Origin of the sequence: Leifsonia shinshuensis, assembly GCF_014217625.1 — a bacterium.
Classification (GTDB): domain Bacteria; phylum Actinomycetota; class Actinomycetes; order Actinomycetales; family Microbacteriaceae; genus Leifsonia; species Leifsonia shinshuensis_A.
Genome location: NZ_CP043641.1, coordinates 2771970 through 2789095 on the forward strand (window position 1 = coordinate 2771970; position 17126 = coordinate 2789095).

General features: G+C 69.4%; 15 protein-coding genes. 3 read left to right on the forward strand and 12 right to left on the reverse strand.

Features of this window, described 5'->3' with window-relative positions:
• Position 1: 1 nt before the first annotated feature.
• From F1C12_RS13400 to F1C12_RS13430, 7 genes are all read right to left on the reverse strand, one after another.
• Positions 2-2074 (reverse strand): bifunctional aldolase/short-chain dehydrogenase, encoded by a 2073-nt coding sequence (locus F1C12_RS13400; protein WP_185275444.1) that lies wholly within the window; start codon positions 2072-2074, stop codon positions 2-4.
• A 61-nt stretch (positions 2075-2135) separates the two neighbouring features.
• Positions 2136-3299, reverse strand: coding sequence for an L-rhamnose isomerase (rhaI, locus tag F1C12_RS13405; RefSeq protein WP_185275445.1), 1164 nt, complete (start codon positions 3297-3299; stop codon positions 2136-2138).
• Positions 3300-3328: 29 nt separating this feature from the next.
• The gene (locus F1C12_RS13410; protein ID WP_185275446.1) at positions 3329-3790 is read right to left on the reverse strand and encodes an L-rhamnose mutarotase; all 462 of its coding nucleotides are present in this window, start codon (positions 3788-3790) and stop codon (positions 3329-3331) included.
• Between the two features lie 60 nt (positions 3791-3850).
• Entirely contained in the window at positions 3851-6121 is a 2271-nt protein-coding gene (locus F1C12_RS13415; RefSeq protein ID WP_258045892.1) for an alpha-L-rhamnosidase, read from the reverse strand.
• Between the two features lie 58 nt (positions 6122-6179).
• Positions 6180-7013, reverse strand: coding sequence for a carbohydrate ABC transporter permease (locus tag F1C12_RS13420; protein ID WP_185275447.1), 834 nt, complete (start codon positions 7011-7013; stop codon positions 6180-6182).
• Positions 7010-7957, reverse strand: coding sequence for a carbohydrate ABC transporter permease (locus F1C12_RS13425; protein ID WP_185275448.1), 948 nt, complete (start codon positions 7955-7957; stop codon positions 7010-7012). The genes F1C12_RS13420 and F1C12_RS13425 overlap by 4 nt, the downstream gene beginning before the upstream one ends.
• A gap of 73 nt (positions 7958-8030) precedes the next feature.
• Complete coding sequence (locus F1C12_RS13430; protein WP_185275449.1) at positions 8031-9344, reverse strand: ABC transporter substrate-binding protein; 1314 nt, start codon at positions 9342-9344, stop codon at positions 8031-8033.
• 313 nt (positions 9345-9657) lie between these two features.
• Between F1C12_RS13430 and F1C12_RS13435 the strand changes: the two genes are divergently transcribed.
• The gene (locus F1C12_RS13435; protein ID WP_185275450.1) at positions 9658-10668 is read left to right on the forward strand and encodes a LacI family DNA-binding transcriptional regulator; all 1011 of its coding nucleotides are present in this window, start codon (positions 9658-9660) and stop codon (positions 10666-10668) included.
• Positions 10669-10671: 3 nt separating this feature from the next.
• Here F1C12_RS13435 and F1C12_RS13440 read toward each other — a convergent pair whose 3' ends face one another.
• Positions 10672-10998, reverse strand: a complete 327-nt coding sequence (locus tag F1C12_RS13440; RefSeq protein ID WP_185275451.1) for an L-rhamnose mutarotase — start codon at positions 10996-10998, stop codon at positions 10672-10674.
• A 104-nt stretch (positions 10999-11102) separates the two neighbouring features.
• Here F1C12_RS13440 and F1C12_RS13445 point away from each other — a divergent pair, with 104 nt between their 5' ends.
• Together F1C12_RS13445 and F1C12_RS13450 are read left to right on the forward strand one after the other, a co-directional pair.
• Positions 11103-11954, forward strand: coding sequence for a fumarylacetoacetate hydrolase family protein (locus F1C12_RS13445; protein WP_185275452.1), 852 nt, complete (start codon positions 11103-11105; stop codon positions 11952-11954).
• Positions 11955-12002: 48 nt separating this feature from the next.
• On the forward strand, positions 12003-12749 hold the full coding sequence (locus tag F1C12_RS13450; RefSeq protein WP_185275453.1) for an SDR family NAD(P)-dependent oxidoreductase: 747 nt from the start codon (positions 12003-12005) through the stop codon (positions 12747-12749).
• A 77-nt stretch (positions 12750-12826) separates the two neighbouring features.
• On the opposite strand, the gene F1C12_RS13455 is transcribed toward F1C12_RS13450, so the two are convergent.
• The 4 genes from F1C12_RS13455 to F1C12_RS13470 all read right to left on the reverse strand — a co-directional run bounded on the left by F1C12_RS13455 (position 12827) and on the right by F1C12_RS13470 (position 17122).
• Entirely contained in the window at positions 12827-14128 is a 1302-nt protein-coding gene (locus F1C12_RS13455) for an enolase C-terminal domain-like protein (protein WP_185275454.1), read from the reverse strand.
• Positions 14129-14268: 140 nt separating this feature from the next.
• Positions 14269-14976 (reverse strand): GntR family transcriptional regulator, encoded by a 708-nt coding sequence (locus tag F1C12_RS13460; RefSeq protein ID WP_185275455.1) that lies wholly within the window; start codon positions 14974-14976, stop codon positions 14269-14271.
• Between the two features lie 26 nt (positions 14977-15002).
• Positions 15003-15998, reverse strand: a complete 996-nt coding sequence (locus tag F1C12_RS13465) for an aldo/keto reductase (RefSeq protein ID WP_185275456.1) — start codon at positions 15996-15998, stop codon at positions 15003-15005.
• Positions 15998-17122 (reverse strand): mandelate racemase/muconate lactonizing enzyme family protein, encoded by a 1125-nt coding sequence (locus F1C12_RS13470; RefSeq protein WP_185275457.1) that lies wholly within the window; start codon positions 17120-17122, stop codon positions 15998-16000. The genes F1C12_RS13465 and F1C12_RS13470 overlap by 1 nt, the downstream gene beginning before the upstream one ends.
• Positions 17123-17126: the final 4 nt, after the last annotated feature.

Consider the following 17126-nt stretch of genomic DNA (forward strand, 5'->3'; position numbering starts at 1 on the left):
TTCATCGGAGGAAGGCCGCCGCGACGCCCGCGTCGACGGGGATGTGGAGTCCGGTGGTGTGGTCGAGGTCGCTCGTGCAGAGCACGAACACGGCGTTGGCGACGTGCTCCGGGAGCACCTCGCGCTTCAGCAGGGTGCGCTGCGCGTAGTACTGGCCCAGCTCCTCCTCGGGCACGCCGTAGACCGCGGCGCGCTTGGCGCCCCAGCCGCCGGCGAAGATGCCGGAGCCGCGCACGACGCCGTCCGGGTTGATGCCATTGACGCGGATGCCGTGGTCGCCGAGCTCGGCGGCCAGCAGGCGCACCTGGTGGGCCTGGTCGGCCTTCGTCGCGGAGTAGGCGATGTTGTTCGGGCCCGCGAAGATCGAGTTCTTGGAGGAGATGTAGACGATGTCGCCGCCCAGCTTCTGGTCGATCAGCACCTTCGCGGCGGCGCGCGAGACGAGGAACGAGCCCTTCGCCATGACGTCGTGCTGGAGGTCCCAGTCGGCGGTCGTGGTCTCCAGCAGCGGCTTGGAGATGGAGAGGCCGGCGTTGTTGACGACGAGGTCGAGGCCGCCGAACGCCAGCAGCGCAGCGGAGACCGCCGCGTCGATGGCCTTCTCGTCGGTGACGTCGGCGGCGACCCCGAGCGCGACATCCCCAGGATTCCCAGAGGATGCAGCGCCGATCTCGGCCGCCGCGGCTTGCGCCTTCTCCAGGTCGAGGTCCGCGATCACGACGCAGGCGCCCTCGGCCGCGAGCCGGGTCGCGATGGCCTTGCCGATCCCGGAGGCCGCACCCGTGACGAGCGCGATGCGGCCGGCGAGCGGCTTCGGCTTCGGGAGGCGCGCCAGCTTGGCCTCCTCCAGCGCCCAGTACTCGATGCGGAACTTCTCTGCCTCGTCGATGGGCGCGTAGCTGGAGAGCGCCTCGGCGCCGCGCATCACATTGATCGCGTTGACATAGAACTCGCCGGCCACGCGGGCGGTCTGCTTGTCCTTGCCGTAGGAGAACATCCCGACGCCGGGGATGAGCACGATCGCCGGGTCCGCGCCGCGGATCGCGGGCGAGTCGGCCGTGGCGTGGCGGTCGTAGTAGGCCTGGTAGTCGGCGCGGTACTGCTCGTGCAGCTCCTCCAGCCGGCCGATCGACTCCTCGACGGAGGCGCCGGACGGGAGGTCGAGGACCAGCGGCTTGACCTTGGTGCGGAGGAAGTGGTCGGGGCAGGAGGTGCCGAGCGCGGCGAGCCGCGGGTGCTCGGCGGACGCGAGGAAGTCGAGCACCACCTCCGCGTCGGTGAAGTGCCCGACCTGCACCTTGTCCGTGGAGGCGATGGCCCGCAGGTGCGGCGCGAGCGCGGCCGCCTTGGCACGACGCTCGGCCTCCGGCAGCGGCTCGTAACCCGCGAGCGGCGCACCGAACGGCTCAGGGCGGCCGTTGGCCTCGATGTAGTCGGCGGCGGTCTGGATGATCCAGAGCGAGTTGGCCTCGGCCTCCTCGGAGGTGTCGCCCCACGCGGTGATCCCGTGACCGCCGAGGACGGTGCCGATCGCGTCCGGGTTCGCCGCCTTGATCGCGGCGATGTCGAGGCCGAGCTGGAAGCCGGGACGCCGCCACGGCACCCACACCACGCGGCCGCCGAAGATCGTGGAGGTCAGCGCCTCCCCGTCCGCCGCGGTCGCGATCGCGATCCCGGAGTCCGGGTGCAGGTGGTCGACGTGCGCGGCGTCGACCAGGCCGTGCATGGCCGTGTCGATCGACGGCGCCGCGCCACCTTTGCCGTGCGGCCCCCCTTTCCCGAAGAGAACATGGTCGAAGGCCGCGACCATCTCGTCCTCGCGACCGACGCCCGGGTACACGTTCTGCAGCGCCCGCAGCCGGTCGAGGCGCAGCACCGCGAGCCCGGCCTCCGTCAGCGTGCCGAGGTCGCCTCCGGAGCCCTTCACCCACAGCAGCTCGACCGGCTCGCCCGTCACCGGGTCGGTCTCCATGCCCTTGGCGGACGTGTTGCCGCCGGCGTAGTTCGTGTTCTTCGGGTCGGCGCCGAGGCGGTTCGACCGGGCCAGGAGGGCCGCGACGGTCTCGTTCGTCATTCTGCGTGGTTCCTTCGGTGGGAGGTCTGCGAGTGGATGGTGCCGGAGGCGGCGGCGCGGCTCAGGCGCCCCAGCCGGCCTGGGTGCCGCCGACGCGCTCGGTCTCGATCGTCTGCTGGTAGCCCGAAGCCTTGTAGGCGGCCATCGGGTCGGCCGGAAGGCCGCGGGCCTCGCGCCAGGCGGCCAGGTCGGCGCGCACGTCCGTGTTGAACGCGTCCATGAACACGGTGTTGGCGGCGAGCACGTCGCCGGCCGTCTGCGCGGCGGCCAGGGCCTCGGTGTCGACCAGCAGCGCCTTCGCCGTGGCCTCCTGAACGTTCAGCACCGAGCGGATCTGGCCCGGGATCTTCGCCTCCAGATTGTGGCACTGGTCGAGCATGAACGCGACATCCGGGTTGGCGTAACCGCCGCCGCGGATCACCTCGAACACGATCCGGAACAGCTGGAACGGGTCGGCGGCGCCCACGATCAGGTCGTCGTCGGCGTAGAACCGGCTGTTGAAGTCGAAGCTCCCGAGCTTCCCGAGGCGCAGCAGCTGCATGACGATGAACTCGATGTTCGTGCCCGGCGCGTGGTGGCCGGTGTCCAGGCAGACCATCGCCCGCTCACCCAGAGCCGCCGTCTGGACGTAGCTGGTCCCCCAGTCCGGGACATCGGTGTGGTAGAACGACGGCTCGAAGAACTTGTACTCCAGCACCAGCCGCTGGCCCTCGCCGATGCGCTCGTAGATCTGCGCCAGCGAGTCGGCCAGGCGGTCCTGCCGCGCCCGCATCGAGTCCTGACCGGGGTAGTTCGTGCCGTCGGCGAGCCAGATCTTCAGGTCGCGCGACCCGGTCTCGTTCATGATGTCGATGCACTCGAAGTGGTGGTCGATCGCCTTCTGGCGGATCCGGTCGTCCCAGTGTGTGACCGACCCGAACTTGTAGTCGTCGTCCTGGAACGTGTTCGAGTTGACCGTGCCCAGCTCGACGCCGTTGTCCTCGGCGTGCTTCTTGAGGTCGGCATAGGAGTCCACCCTGTCCCACGGGATGTGCAGGGCGACCGTCGGGGCGAGACCCGTGTGCTTGTGCACCTGCGCCGCGTCCGAGATCTTCTCGAACGGGTCGCGCGCTGTGCCGGGAGTGCCGAACACCCGGAAGCGCGTCCCCGAGTTGCCGAACGCCCAGGAGGGCAGCTCGATCGCCTGCAGTGCGAGCTGCGAGCGGATGTCGTCGGTGAGGGTCATGGTCTCCCTTTCGGTCGGAATGGGGTGGGTTAAGACGCTTGGTCGGGGCGGGTTACGTGTGAACCTCGGTCGCAGGCTCCCTCGGCGCTGGGGTCGCAGCATCGCTCCGCGCTGCCCTCAGCTCCACCGCGCAAGCGGAAATATTCGGTCAGCCGCTTCATCGTGCGGTCCGGAGCGGTCTCCTCCGCGAAGAAGCCGGCCATCGTGGCCTGCCAGCGCGCGTTGACCTCGCGCTCGTTCATCGCGGCGATCGCGCCTTCGAAGTCGTCGGTCTCGAGGAACCCGACGACGAGCGCTTCCTCCCGATCGACGAAGAGGGAGTAGTCGGACCAGCCGGTCTCGCGCAGTGCGTCGAGCATCTCCGGCCAGACGGTCTCGTGCGCAGCCAGGTAGTCTGCGACCCGCTCCGGCTTCAGCCGCATCGTGAAGCACACCCGTTCCACGTCCACTCCCTCGTCCTCAGTGCTCTCGTCGATCTTCCGAACGCCCATGCGGCGCGCCGCCGAGCAGAGACACGCGCCGCATGGTCGATCACTCCCGTCGGTCCGTCGTCAGCGCACAGCGCCCACGGACGAGGGAACCTCCGCGGTGACCGAGACCGGTCCCCCGCTCAGCAGCTGGTCCTCGCGGCCGGGGAGCCGCAGGATGCCGTCGACGCCCTCCGGGAGCTCGGCGTCGACCGTCAGCAGATCGCCGTCGAGGCTCCAGCGCACCGACACCCGGCCGTGCCGGGTCTCCAGCGAGGTCGCCGCTTCCGTCAGGCCGCCACCCGGCTGCGGGGCGACCAGCACCGACGCGTAACCCGGCGTGAGCGGCGCGAGACCTCCGACGACCCGGTGCATCCAGTCAGCCACGGCGCCGAGCGCGTAGTGGTTGAAGGAGGTCATCTGGCCCGGGTTGATGGTGCCGTCCGGCAGCATCGAGTCCCAGCGCTCCCACACCGTGGTCGCACCCATCGTCACCGGGTAGAGCCACGACGGGCACTCCTTCTCCAGCAGCAGCCGGTAGGCGACGTCGGTGTGGCCGGTCTGGGTGAGCGCGTCCGCGATGAACGGCGTGCCGGCGAACCCGGTGGAGATGCGGTAGCCGGCCTCGGCCGCGAGCTCGGCGAGACGGTCGCCCGCGAACGCGACGTCGGCCTCGTCCAGCAACCCGAACACGATCGCGAGCGAGTACACCGTGGTGCAGTCGCTGAGCACGACGCCGCCCGAGACGTACTCCCTGTTGAAGGCGGCGCGGAGGTCGGCGGCGTGCGCCTCGAACTCCGCCTGCTCCGCCGTGCGGCCGAGCAGTGCCGCGGTGTCGGCCAGGATGCGCGCGGACCGGTAGGCGCACGCGGTCGCGACGACGCCCTTGTCCGCCTTCGCCTTCGCCGGGTCCTCCGGCGGCGCGTCCGGGTCGAGCCAGTCGCCGAACTGGAAGTTGCCGTCCCAGACGCCGGCCGGCGAGAGCAGCGACTTCACCCGGCGCACGTGCGACGCCATCGAGTCGAACTGGCGCTCCAGCACGGCGGTGTCGCCGTACGCCTCGTAGAGGTCCCACGGCACCCAGACCGCGGCGTCGCTCCAGAGGGCCGTCGTGTTCGGCTTGCCGAAGTCCTCCGGGTGCGGCATGTACTTCAGCACGTCCGGGATGACGAAGCCGACGATCCCGTCGTTATGCTGCTGCTCCAGGTCGAGGTCCACGAGCCAGTCGGAGAGGAACGCGTCCACGTCGTAGAGGTAGGCCGCGGTCGGCGCGAACGCGGCGATGTCGCCGGTCCAGCCGAGGCGCTCGTCGCGCTGCGGGCAGTCGGTGGGGACGTCGACGAAGTTGCCGCGCATGCCCCAGACGACATTCTCGTGGAACTGGTTCAGCAGCGGGTCGGAGCTGCTGAACTCGCCGATGCGGGTCAGCTCCGAGCCGATCGCGATGGCGGTCAGGTCCTCCGCCCTCAGGTCGCCCGGCCAGCCGGTGACCTCCGCGTAGCGGAAGCCGTGGAAGGTGAAGGTCGGCTCGAACTCGTCCACGCCACCGCTGAGCAGGTAGTGGTCGGTCGCCTGCGCGGTGCGGAGCGGGCGCACGCCCAGCTCGCCGTGCTCCAGCACCTCGGCGTGGCGGATGGTGACCTCGGTGCCGGCCGGCCCCTGCACGCGCACCTTGATCCAGCCGACCAGGTTCTGGCCGAAGTCGATCAGGGTCTTGCCCGATGGCGAGGTGCTGATCTCCTGCACAGGGAGGGCGGCCCAGCGCTTCACGGAGGGTCCGATGTACGGTTCCAGCTTGGCGGTGTCGAATTCGATCGCGTGCGTTCCGGTCCAGCCGTCGCCCGCGAAGCCGGGGAGCTTCCAGGCGTCGTCGCGGAGGCGGGCGTCGATGGTCTCGCCGTCGTACAGGTCGTTCGCGAGGACGGCGCTCGGCCCGCTGGCCCAGCTGTCGTCGGTGGCGATCAGCTGCGTGCTTCCGTCGGCGAACTCCACCTCCAGCTGGGCGAACGCGCCCTGGGTGTCGCCGTACCAGGCGGCGCCTCCTGTCCAGCCGAGGCGTCCGCCGAACCAGCCCTTGCCGAGGGCGAGGCCGAGGACTGTCGTCGCCTCGACCAGCTCGGTCACGTCGTACGTCGCGTAGCGCAGTCGCCACTCGTAGCTGCTCCAGCCGGGCGTGAGCACGTCGTCCGAGACGGGACGGCCGTTCAGCCAGGCCTCGACCACCCCCTGAGCGGTGAGCGTGAGGGTCGCGCGGGCGACGGCGCCGTGGCCGCCCTCCAGCGCGAACTCCCTGCGCAGCAGCGGGGCTCCATCGAAGGCCTGGTCGGCGGCGATCATCTGGGCGTGCCAAGTCATGTTCGTGTCTCCGGTTTCGTGTTCGTTTTCGGTGTTCGTTGTTCGTGGACGGAGGCCGTCAGCCCTTGATCGCGCCGCTCGTCATGCCGGCGACGATCTGCCGGTTGAAGAAGATGTACGCGACCAGCGGCGGGATGGTGATGAGCAGGATGTCCATGAAGAGCAGGTTGTAGAAGCTCAGGTTCTGCCCGGCGAAGGTGTAGAGCGTCGTCTGCACCGTGGCGTTGTCCGAGCCCGGCAGGAAGTACAGCGGTCCGGCGAAGTCGTTGAAGACGAAGACCGACTGAACGACGATCACGGTCACGATGACCGGCTTCAGCAACGGCAGGATGACCTGGAAGAACAGCCGCACCCGGCCCGCTCCGTCCAGCACCGCAGCCTCGTCCAGCTCCCTCGGCACGGTGTTGAAGAAGGCCCGGAAGAGCAGGATGCAGAACGACAGCCCGAAGGTCGTCTCGATCAGGATCATGCCCGGCATCGTCTTGTAGAGGCCCGTCCCCTGCAGCACCCAGATGGTCGGCACCACCGCGGGCGGCACGATCAGGCCGGCCAGCACGAAGAAGTTGACCACCGGTCCCCACTTGCTGCGCTTACGGGCGAGCACGTAGCCCGCCATCGCCGACAGCACCACCATGAGCGCCACCGACCCGACGGTGAGGATGAACGAGTTGAGGAACGCCCGCCAGATCAGTCCGTCGCCGCTCTGCAGCACCGCGATCAGGTTCGGGAAGAACTGCCACTCCTTCGGCCAGGTGAAGGCGAGGCTGGAGGCGTCCTCCGGGGTCTTGGCCGCCTGCAGCACCACGAAGGCGAACGGCACGAGGAAGACGACGACGGAGACGAGGATCGCGACGACGCCGACGATCCAGGCACGGATCTTCGTGCGGGTCACAGCTCCACCTGCTTTCTGTTCAGGACGTACGAGAGCGGCACCATGATCAGCGTCACCACGAGGAAGAGGACGACGTTGCCCGCCGTGGAGAGGCCGTAGAACCCGGCCTGGTACTGCTTGTAGATCACCGACGCGAGCACGTCGCTGGTGAAGCCGGGGCCGCCTCCGGTGGTCGCCCAGATGATGTCGAACGAACGCAGACCGCCGATCAGCGACAGGATGATGACCGTCGCCGTCGCGCCGCGGGAGAGCGGGATCGTGATGCGGCGCAGGATGTTCCATCCGCCCGCGCCGTCGATCCGGGCCGCCTCGTAGTACTCGTTCGGGATGGCCACGATGCCGGCCATGAAGATGAGCGTCGCGATGCCCACGCCCTTCCAGATGTCGACGCCGGCGATCGTGTACAGAGCGAGGTTCGGGTCGGTGAACCAGCCGGGCTGCGGGAGGCCGAAGAAGCCGAGCACCGCGTTCACCATGCCGTGGAACGGGTCGAGCAGCGACTTCCACAGGATGCCGACGCCGATGGTCGACAGCAGCACAGGGAAGAACACGACCGCCCGCAGGTAGCCGCGGCCCACGACCGGGGAGGTCAGCAGCAGCGCGAGCAGGAAGCCGATGACCACCTTCGCGCCGGAGGTCAGCACCGCGTAGATCAGCGTGTGGATGAAGCTCGTGTAGAGCTGCGGGTCCTGGAAGAACTGCACGTAGTTCGCGAACCCGATGAACGTCGAGTCGAACAGCGACCAGCGGGTCAGCGAGAAGTAGAAGGACGAGACCGTCGGGATCGCGAAGAAGACGACATAGAGGACGATCGCGGGGATGAAGAACCAGGTCGGGTAGGCGGAGCGCATCCGGCTCTTCCGTGGTCTGTTCTTCTCCGAGGCCCCCACCTCGGTGATGATGTCGGCCGCTTGGGACGCGGTCGCGGGGCTTGCCGTCGACATAGTCTGCTCCTCGTCGAGTCTTCTGGGGGTGTGTGGTGTCCGGGCCGGCGCCGCAGCGCCGGCCCGGACGGGCTCACCAGCCCTTGATGCCGAGCTGCTGGGCCTGGGCCTTCACGTCCTGGTCGTACAGGGCGGCGCCCGCCGTGCCGGAGGAGATGCCCGAGCCGACCTGGATCAGGATCTTCTCCAGGTTCGGGCCCTTGATCGGCGACAGGAACTCGAGCGCCAGGCCCGTCTTCTTGTCGTCCTGGTACTTGAGTTCGTCCTTGACCAGCGCGGGGGCGCTGTCCGGGACCTTGCAGGTGCTGATCGCGAACGGGCCGGCAGGCGTTCCGACCTGGTTCTGCAGGTCGCAGCCGGTGGGCGAGTTGATGAACGCGACGAGCTTCTTCGCTGCGGTCAGCTTGTCTCCCGAGGTCGTCTTGGGGATGTAGGCGCCGTTCGACTCCCAGACCGTGGCGTGCGGGTCGCCGGAGTCCGTCGGCATCGCGAAGTAGCCGATGTCGTTGACCTGGTCGGGGTTCGACTGCACGACGTTGCCGATCACGGTGGTGATCATCGGGTACTGGGCGCCCTCGCCCGTGGCGAGCATCTTGAGGGCGTTGACGTTGGTCAGGGACGCGTAGTCCTTGTTCATCAGACCCTTGTCGAAGATCTCCTGCGTGTGGGTGAAGCCCGCAAGCGCCGGCGCCTTGGCGTACTTCGCGTTGGACTTGTTGGCCGTGTAGTCATCGGCCCAGCTCGGGTCCTTTGCGCTGACGTTGGCGAAGTCGGCGAGCACGAAGAGCTGGCTGGTCCAGGTGTCTCCATACGACTGGATCACGGGCGCGATACCGGCCGCCTTGATCTTCTCGCTGTTGCTGATGAAGTCGCTCCAGGTGGTCGGCACCGACAGACCGAGCTTCTCGTAGACCTTCTTGTTGTACATGATGCCGCCGTCGAAGGTCGTGCCCCAGGGTGCGCCGTACACGCCCTTGCTGGTGCTGACGGTCTTCTTGAAGTCGCTCGTGAGGTCCTTCACCCAGGCTTCGTCGGTGAGCGGCTGGAGCTGGGTGTCGGGGTGGAGCGCCTGGAAGAGCGATCCCGAGTTGTAGAGGAAGACGTCGTTCATGTCTCCGGTGGAGAGACGGGTCTTGATGAGGTTGTCCCCATCGGTGCCGCCGGGCCGCGTCTCGACCTTGACGGTGATCGTCGGGTTGGCCTTGTGGAACGCGGTCGCCAGGTCGTTCGCGAACTTCGTGTTCACGGGGTCGTTCCCGCCGGCGAGCAGCGAGATGGTGGTGGAGCCGCTCGAGCCGGACGAGCTGCAGCCGGCGAGGGCCAGGGCTGCGATGGCGATTCCGCCGAGCGTGGCGACGAACCGGGTCGTCGACCTGCGAGAGAACATCAAATACCTCCTTGTATTCGGGGCGCTCCCGCCCCTGATGGTGGGGTGTTTTGAAACGCTTCACATGAAGGTATGGCCTGGAAGGGATTACGTCAAGAACGAATTGTGTCGATTCAGTAACGACGGTGGATTTCTGTATTGAATCGTGTGTTCAAGGAATGTGATCTTGTTTCTTGTTTCGATAAAATGCTCGTGGCCTGGTATTTAACTGAAACCAAGTCGCATGCAAGATCACTCCCATCGCGAACGAGTTGAAAATTGTTTCGATTCAACCGACGTATCCGTTACGATGACCGGCGAGAGGGGAATCACTATGGCTTCCGCAAGCGTCAAGGACGTCGCAGCACTGGCCCAGGTGTCCGTCGGGACGGTGTCCAACGTGCTCAACCGGCCCGAGATCGTGTCCGCCGAGACGGTCGAACGGGTGCATCGTGCGATGGAGAAGCTGTCCTACGTGCGCAACGAGGCCGCCCGCCAGCTGCGCCTCGGGCACAGCCAGGCGATCGGGCTGATCAGCCTGAGCGGCGCCAACCCCTTCTTCACCGACGTGGCCACGGCCGCCGAGAATGCGGCAGCGGACGCCGGCTACTCGGTGATCGTCGGCAACAGCACCGAGCGCCAGGACCGGGAGTCGGGCTACCTCAACCTGTTCGAGGAGCTCCGGGTGCGCGGCGTGCTGCTCGCCCCGGTCGGCGACGCGGCGGCGCGGCTGCGCAGGATGCGCGACCGCGGCATCCCCGCCGTCCTGGTCGACCGGGTCAGCAGCGACAGCACGTTCAGCTCGGTCTCCGTGGACGACGTGGCGGGCGGCGCGATGGCCGCGACGCACCTCATCGAGACCGGCCGCACGCGCATCGCATTCGTCGGCGGCCCGATGGCGATCCAGCAGGTCGCCGACCGCCTCGCCGGAGCCCGCTCGGTCGTCGAGCGGCATCCCGGCGTGACACTGGAGGTCGTCGACGTGGACGCGCTCAACGTCCTGGAGGGCCGCCGCGCCGGCCAGGCGATCGCCGACCGCGCTCCGGGGGACCGCCCCGACGCGGTCTTCGCCGCGAACGACCTCCTCGCGATCGGCCTGCTGCAGACGCTGTTCATCGACGGCACGCTCGCGGTCCCCGACGACATCGCGCTGATCGGCTACGACGACATCCAGTTCGCCGGGGCCTCGGTCGTGCCGCTCACGTCGATCCGCCAGCCGAGCCACCTGATCGGTGAGACGGCGGTGCAGATCCTGCTGGAGGAGGCGGATGACCCGGAATTGGAGGCGCGGCGCGTGCTGTACCAGCCGGAGCTGGTGGTGCGGGCGAGCACGACGCGGCGGTAGGGCTCAGCCCCGCTGCTCCGCCAGCCGCCAGACCTCCCCCAGTACCATCCCCTCGGGGCCGGTCGCCGTCGTGGCGAAGTGGTCGACGTGCTGGTTGATGAAGGCCTGCCAGCGCTGGTTGGCGGGGTCGTCGTCCAGCGCGCGCATGGCCGCCGCGAAGTCGTCGCACTCGACCAGGTGGAAGAGATCACGGCCGCTGCGCCAGATCGTCCAGTCGTGGATGCCGAGCCGGGCGAACGAGTCCGCGAGGTCCTCGGGGATGACGACGTGCGCCTCCTCGTACGCGGCCTCGTGGCCTTCGCGGAGGACGGAGTGCAGGGCGACGCGCATGGGATTCCTTCCGGCGGCCTGATCTTGGATTCCTATAGGAAATAGTAATAGGCTGGACGTGGGCGACGGAAGCCCCGGTGAACGGAACCCCGAAAGGACCCTCCATGCGTTTCATGCGACTCGGCGCCGTCGGCGCGGAGATCCCGGTCGTCAGCGACGGCGAGACCGCCTGGGACCTGCGCCCGTTGACCGCCGACATCGACGGCGCCTTCCTCGCGGCCGACGGCCTGGCCCGGGCCGAAGCCGCCGCCCTCGCCGGCGAGCTGCCCGCGGTCGACACCGCCGGACTCCGCGTTGGCGCGCCGATCGCGCGCCCGCAGGCCGTCATCTGCATCGGCATGAACTACGCGGCCCACGCGCGCGAGTCGGGCTCCGAGCCGCCGAGCGACATCGTCGTCTTCTACAAGCACCCGAACACCGTCGTCGGGCCGAACGACGACATCCTCCTCCCACCGGGTTCCACGACGACCGACTGGGAGGTCGAGCTCGCCGCCGTCATCGGGACGCGCGCCCGCTACCTCTCCTCCCCCGAGGAGGCGCTGGGCCACATCGCCGGCTTCGCCGTCGCGAACGACGTGTCCGAGCGCGAGTACCAGCTGCAGCGCTCGCTGGGCCAGTGGAGCAAGGGCAAGAGCTTCGAGACCTTCAACCCGCTGGGCCCGTGGCTCGTGCCGACGGCGCAGGTCGGCGACGGCTCCGGACTGCGGATCTGGTCGACCGTGAACGGTGGGGTCCGACAGGACTCCTCCACCTCCGACCTCATCTTCGGCGTCGCGGAGATCGTCTACCGGCTCTCGCAGTTCACCGTGCTGGAGCCCGGCGACCTGATCAACACCGGCACCCCCGAGGGCGTCGGACTGTCCGGCCGCTTCCCGTACCTCGGCGCCGGCGACGAGGTCCGGCTCGGCATCGACGGGCTGGGCGAGCAGGCGAGCACGGTCCGCCCGGCCGTCTGAGCTCATTCCGGCACCCCCACCACCCGCACCACCGACAAGGAGACGACGTTGTCCGACTTCGAAGGGCTCGTGGCCGCGGTCACGGGCGGAGCATCCGGCCTCGGCAAGGCCATCGCGGACGAGCTGGCGAGCCAGGGCGCACGCGTCTACGCTCTCGACCTGAACGTGGAGGCCGTCACCGCGCCGCACACCGGCGTCCGCTGCGACATCGGCGACGACGCGAGCGTGCGCTCCGCGATGGAGGAAGTGGTGGCCGACGCCGGCCGCCTGGACATCGTGATCGCGAACGCGGGCATCGGCGCGCAGGGGGACGTGGAGGCCAACGACGACGCGGAGTGGGCGCGCGTCCTCAACGTCAACGTCATCGGCTCCGCCCGGACCATCCGCCACGCCATGCCGCATCTCAAGGAGTCGCCGGCGCCCGCCGTCGTGCTGACCAGTTCCATCGCCGCGTGGGCCGGCCTCCCGCAGCGCGTGCTCTACTCCGCCTCCAAAGGCGCGATCTCGGCCATGACCCTCGCGATCGCCGCCGACTGCCTGCCGTTCGGGATCCGCGTCAACGCGGTCGCTCCCGGCACGGCGGACACCCCGTGGGTCGGGAGGCTGCTGGACAGCGCCGCCGACCCGGACGCCGAGCGCGCCGCCCTGGAGGCCCGCCAGCCCAGCGGCCGGCTCGTGCAGCCGCAGGAGGTCGCCGACGCCGTCGCCTACCTGGCGTCGCCGCGCTCCGCCTCGACAAACGGCGTCATCCTCGCCGTCGACGGCGGGATGTACTCCCTGCGCCCACGCCGCTGACGCGCACCGACGCGAGACGCCCCCGTTCCGTCAGGAGAACGGGGGCGTTTCGCGTGCCCCGCGCGGTGCCGGCCGCGTCAGCCCAGGACGGGCGCGGGAGCCTCGAAGTACCGGTGCGCGTAGAGCGATTCGGGGAGCATCTCCATGCCGATGCCCGGCGTGAGCGGGGCGCGGTAGCGGCCGCCGGACAGCTCCACCGGTGTGACGAAGTGCTCGTGCAGGTGCTTGGTGTACTCGATCATCCGGCCCTCCTGCGTTCCGGAGACGGCGACGAAGTCGAACATCGAGAAGTGCTGCACCGCCTCGCAGAGCCCCACGCCGCCCGCGTGCGGACACACCGGCACGCCGAACTTCGCCGCCAGCAGCAGGATCGCGATGTTCTCGTTCACGCCGGCGACCCGGGTCGAGTCGATCTGGACGATCGCCGCCGCGCCGGCCTGCAGCAGCTGCTTGAACAGCACGCGACTCATCCCGTGCTCGCCCGTGGCGATGCGCACCGGGGCGACCGCTCGCGCGATCGCGGCGTGCGCGAGGACGTCGTCCGGGCTGGTCGGCTCCTCGACCCAGGCGAGGTCGAACGGCTCGAGGGCGTGGATCCACTCGATCGCCTGGTCGCGGTCCCAGCGCTGGTTGGCGTCGATCGCGATGCGGATGTCCGGGCCGACCTCCTCGCGCGCGATGCCGAGGCGGCGCACGTCGTCCTCCAGCCGGTCCCCGACTTTGAGCTTGATCTGCTCGAAACCCTCGTCCACCGCCTCGCGCGCCAGGCGGCGCAGCTTGTCGTCCGAGTAGCCGAGCCAGCCGGGGGTGGTCGTGTAACCGGGATAGCCGGTACGCAGGAGCTCGGCCTCCCGGGCGGCGCGGCCCGGCTCCGCCGCCCGCAGAATCGCCAGGGCGTCCTGGCGGGTCAGGGCGTCGCTGAGGTAGCGGAAGTCGACCAGGTCGACCAGCTCCTCCGGCGTCATCCGGGCGAGCAGCTGCCACAGCGGGAGGCCGGCGCGCTTGGCCTTGAGGTCCCAGAACGCGTTGACCACGGCGCCGATGGCCATGTGCATCGCGCCCTTCTCCGGCCCGAGCCAGCGCAGCTGCGAGTCGTGGACGAACTCCCGCCAGAAGCCCCCCAGATCGCCGAGGATCGCCTCCACATCGCGCCCGATCACGCGGTGGGCGACGGCTTCGATCGCGGCGACCTGGACATCGTTGCCGCGGCCGATCGTGAAGACGAAGGAGTGGCCTTCCAACCCGTCGGGAGCGTCGGTGCTCACGCGGAGGTAGGCGGCGGAGTAGTCGGGGTCGGGATTCATCGCGTCGGAGCCGTCGAGGAGGGCGGACGTCTCGAACCGCACGTCCAGGGTCTCGAAGCCGGTCACGGTACTCATAGACAACATCCTATTGGATATAGCCGGTCGGACGCCAGCGCAGAAACACGAAACGCTGTGCCGTCGCACCCGGACCGCGACGCGAAGACGCCCCCGAGCACAGCGGCTCGCGGGCGTCTCGATGAGCGGACGGAAGGCTGCTACGCCTCGCCGTCCTCCAGGCTCGTGGCGATGCGCGTGTACGACTTCGTGATGTGGTCGAGCATCGCCTTCTCGGCGCGCTTGCCATCGCCGGCCCGCAGCGCCTCCAGCACCGCCTCGTGCTCGCCCGAGGTCTCCTCGACCACGCCGTGCTTGAAGTAGATGCGGTACTGGTGCATGTGCGAGCGCAGCCGGAAGATCGCGTCCGCGAGCAGGGCGTTGCCCGAGTGCAGCGCGATGATGCGGTGGAACTCGGCGTCCTGGTTCGCGAAGTCCTTGTAGTCCTTGAACCGGTCGTCGCCGGTGTGCGCGGCCGCACCGCTGCGGTGCATGTCGTCGCAGAGCTGCTCCAGCTGGTCCAGCGTGCCGGCGTCGATCTCGCCCGCCGCGTTGCGGGAGGCGTACGGCTCCAGCAGCCGCCGCATCTCGAACAGCTCGCGGAGGCCGTCCGCGTCGAGCAGCGGAGCGGCGGTGTAGCCCTTCAGAGCCTTCTTCACGACCATGCCCTCGGACTCCAGCCGGGCGAGCGCCTCCCGCACCGGGGTCGGCGAGACGCCGAGCTGACGCGCGATGCCGTCGATGCTGGCCCGGCTGCCCGGCTCGATCACCTGGTCCATGAGCAGGCCGAGCACGGCGTCGTAGACGTCGTCGGCCAGCGCCCGCCGCGCGGGCAGGAAGTGTTCGCTGGTGGAAGGTTCGATGCTCATGTGCACATCCTAGGCTTGCGGGCCTGCTAGATAGAGGAAAGAGGATGCAGGATCGCCGGGGGTGTCAGCCCGGCCGCCTCCAGCTCGTTCCACAGCTCGTCCGGCACCCGCGGTTCGGCGAGTCCGGCGTTGCGGACGATCTGCTCCGGGCTCTCGGCGCCGAGCACGACGGTGGAGACGGCGGGGTGCCGCAGCGGGAACTGGACGGCGAGCTGCGGGAGGCCGACGCCGTACGGAGCCGCGACATCCGCGATCCTGCCCGCCCGCTCGATCAGCGCCGCCGGGGCCGCGCCGTAGTCGAAATGCGCGTCGGCGCCAGGCCGCTCGGTCGCGAGGATGCCCGAGTTGAAGACGGCGGCGACCACCACCTCGACGCCGCGCTCCAGCGCAGCGGGCAGCAGGTCGGTCGCGGCGCTCCCGTCGAGCAGCGTGTAGCGGCCGGCGCACATGACAATGTCGAGGTCCGTGTTCCGCACGAAGCGCGACAGCATCGCGGACTGGTTCATGCCCGCGCCGTAGGAGCGGATGACACCCTGCGAGCGCAGCTCCTCCAGGGCCGGGAACGCGCCGTCGAGCGCCTCCCGCTCGTGCTGGTCGGGGTCGTGGACGAACAGGATGTCGATGCGGTCGAGGCCGAGCCGATTCAGCGAGTCCTCCACCGAGCGCAGCACGCCATCGCGCGAGTAGTCGAGCCTCCGGCGGCGGGTCGACGGGACGTCGAACAGGCTGGCGATGTCGGTGTCCCCCGGCCGGTGGTCGGGGTTCGGCTCCAGCACGCGGCCGACCTTGGTCGAGAGGATGTACTCGTCGCGCGGGAGGCCGCGCAGCCCCTCGCCGAGCCGCTCCTCCGCGAGGCCGAGGCCGTAGTGCGGCGCCACATCGAAGTAGCGGATGCCGGCCTCCCACGCGGCGGGCACGATGCCGGGCCAGACGTCGTCCGGCCGGGCGCCGTACAGGTTGCCGAGCGCGGCGACGCCGAGGCCGATCGGGCCGCGATCCCGGCCGTTCTGAGCGGCCGTCATCAGGCCACCCTCCGGTCCTCGATCGCATCGAGGTCCCACTCGATGCCGAGGCCCGGCGCGTCCGGGGCCAGGCCGTGGCCGTCGCGGATCACCAGCTCGCGCTTCGTGACCGCGCGCAGCTGCGGGATGTGCTCCAGGTAGAGCGCGTTCGGCACGGCGCAGCACAGCGACACGTGCAACTCCATCAGGAAGTGCGGCGCGACGGCGACATTGAACGACTCGGCGAGGTGCGCGACCTTCAGCCACGGCGTGATCCCGCCGACGCGTGCGACGTCCACCTGGACGATGGAGGCCGCCCCCGCCTGCAGGTACTCGCGGAACTGCCCGACCGAGTACATCGACTCCCCCACTGCGATCGGCAGCGTGGTCGACTCCGCGAGCCGGCGGTGACCGGCCACGTCCTCGGCCGGCAGCGGCTCCTCGAACCAGAAGATGTCCAGCGGCTCGAACAGCGCGGCGCGCCGGATCGCCTCCGCGGCGGTCATCGACTGGTTGGCGTCGACCATGATGTCCATGCCGGGGCCGACCGCCGCGCGCACAGCGGCGAGGCGCTCGGCGTCCTCGTGCCCGCGCGGCTTGCCGACCTTGATCTTCACGCCGCCGAGGCCGCGACGCTGCGACTCGACCGCCTGCGCGACCAGTTCGTCGGTGTCGAAGTGCAGCCAGCCTCCCTCGGTGTCGTACAACGGGATGCTCGGCCGCGAGCCGCCGGCGGCCACCCAGAGCGGAAGCCCGGAGGCCGTGCAGCGCGCATCCCACACGGCGGTGTCCACGGCTGCGAGCGCCAGCGACGTGATCGCGCCGACTGTGGTCGCCCGCGTAGCCGAGAAGAGAGCGCGCCACACGGCCTCCGGACGATTGACGTCCATGCCGACGAGCACGTCGAGCAGGCAGGTCCGCAGGAGGCTGAGCACGGCCTCGCCTCCGGTGCCGATCGTGTAGCTGTAGCCGATGCCCTCCACGCCGCCCGCGGTGCGGAGCCGGACGAAGATCGTCTCCTGCTTGAGGAACGACTGCACGGCGTCGGTACGCACGGTCTCGACCTCGAGGTCGCTCAGCCACGCCTCGGCGCTGACGATGGTGCCGTCGACGGCGACGCGGGCGGTGGGCGGGGCGAGGGTCATGCGA

Bases quoted from the DNA above. Each gene is read 5' to 3' on its own strand.
- F1C12_RS13400 (WP_185275444.1), bottom strand. From the start codon at position 2,074: ATGACGAACGAGACCGTCGCGGCCCTCCTGGCCCGGTCGAACCGCCTC.
- rhaI (WP_185275445.1), bottom strand. From the start codon at position 3,299: ATGACCCTCACCGACGACATCCGCTCGCAGCTCGCACTGCAGGCGATC.
- F1C12_RS13410 (WP_185275446.1), bottom strand. From the start codon at position 3,790: ATGGGCGTTCGGAAGATCGACGAGAGCACTGAGGACGAGGGAGTGGAC.
- F1C12_RS13415 (WP_258045892.1), bottom strand. From the start codon at position 6,121: ATGACTTGGCACGCCCAGATGATCGCCGCCGACCAGGCCTTCGATGGA.
- F1C12_RS13425 (WP_185275448.1), bottom strand. From the start codon at position 7,957: ATGTCGACGGCAAGCCCCGCGACCGCGTCCCAAGCGGCCGACATCATC.
- F1C12_RS13430 (WP_185275449.1), bottom strand. From the start codon at position 9,344: ATGTTCTCTCGCAGGTCGACGACCCGGTTCGTCGCCACGCTCGGCGGA.
- F1C12_RS13435 (WP_185275450.1), top strand. From the start codon at position 9,658: ATGGCTTCCGCAAGCGTCAAGGACGTCGCAGCACTGGCCCAGGTGTCC.
- F1C12_RS13440 (WP_185275451.1), bottom strand. From the start codon at position 10,998: ATGCGCGTCGCCCTGCACTCCGTCCTCCGCGAAGGCCACGAGGCCGCG.
- F1C12_RS13445 (WP_185275452.1), top strand. From the start codon at position 11,103: ATGCGTTTCATGCGACTCGGCGCCGTCGGCGCGGAGATCCCGGTCGTC.
- F1C12_RS13455 (WP_185275454.1), bottom strand. From the start codon at position 14,128: ATGAGTACCGTGACCGGCTTCGAGACCCTGGACGTGCGGTTCGAGACG.
- F1C12_RS13460 (WP_185275455.1), bottom strand. From the start codon at position 14,976: ATGAGCATCGAACCTTCCACCAGCGAACACTTCCTGCCCGCGCGGCGG.
- F1C12_RS13465 (WP_185275456.1), bottom strand. From the start codon at position 15,998: ATGACGGCCGCTCAGAACGGCCGGGATCGCGGCCCGATCGGCCTCGGC.
- F1C12_RS13470 (WP_185275457.1), bottom strand. From the start codon at position 17,122: ATGACCCTCGCCCCGCCCACCGCCCGCGTCGCCGTCGACGGCACCATC.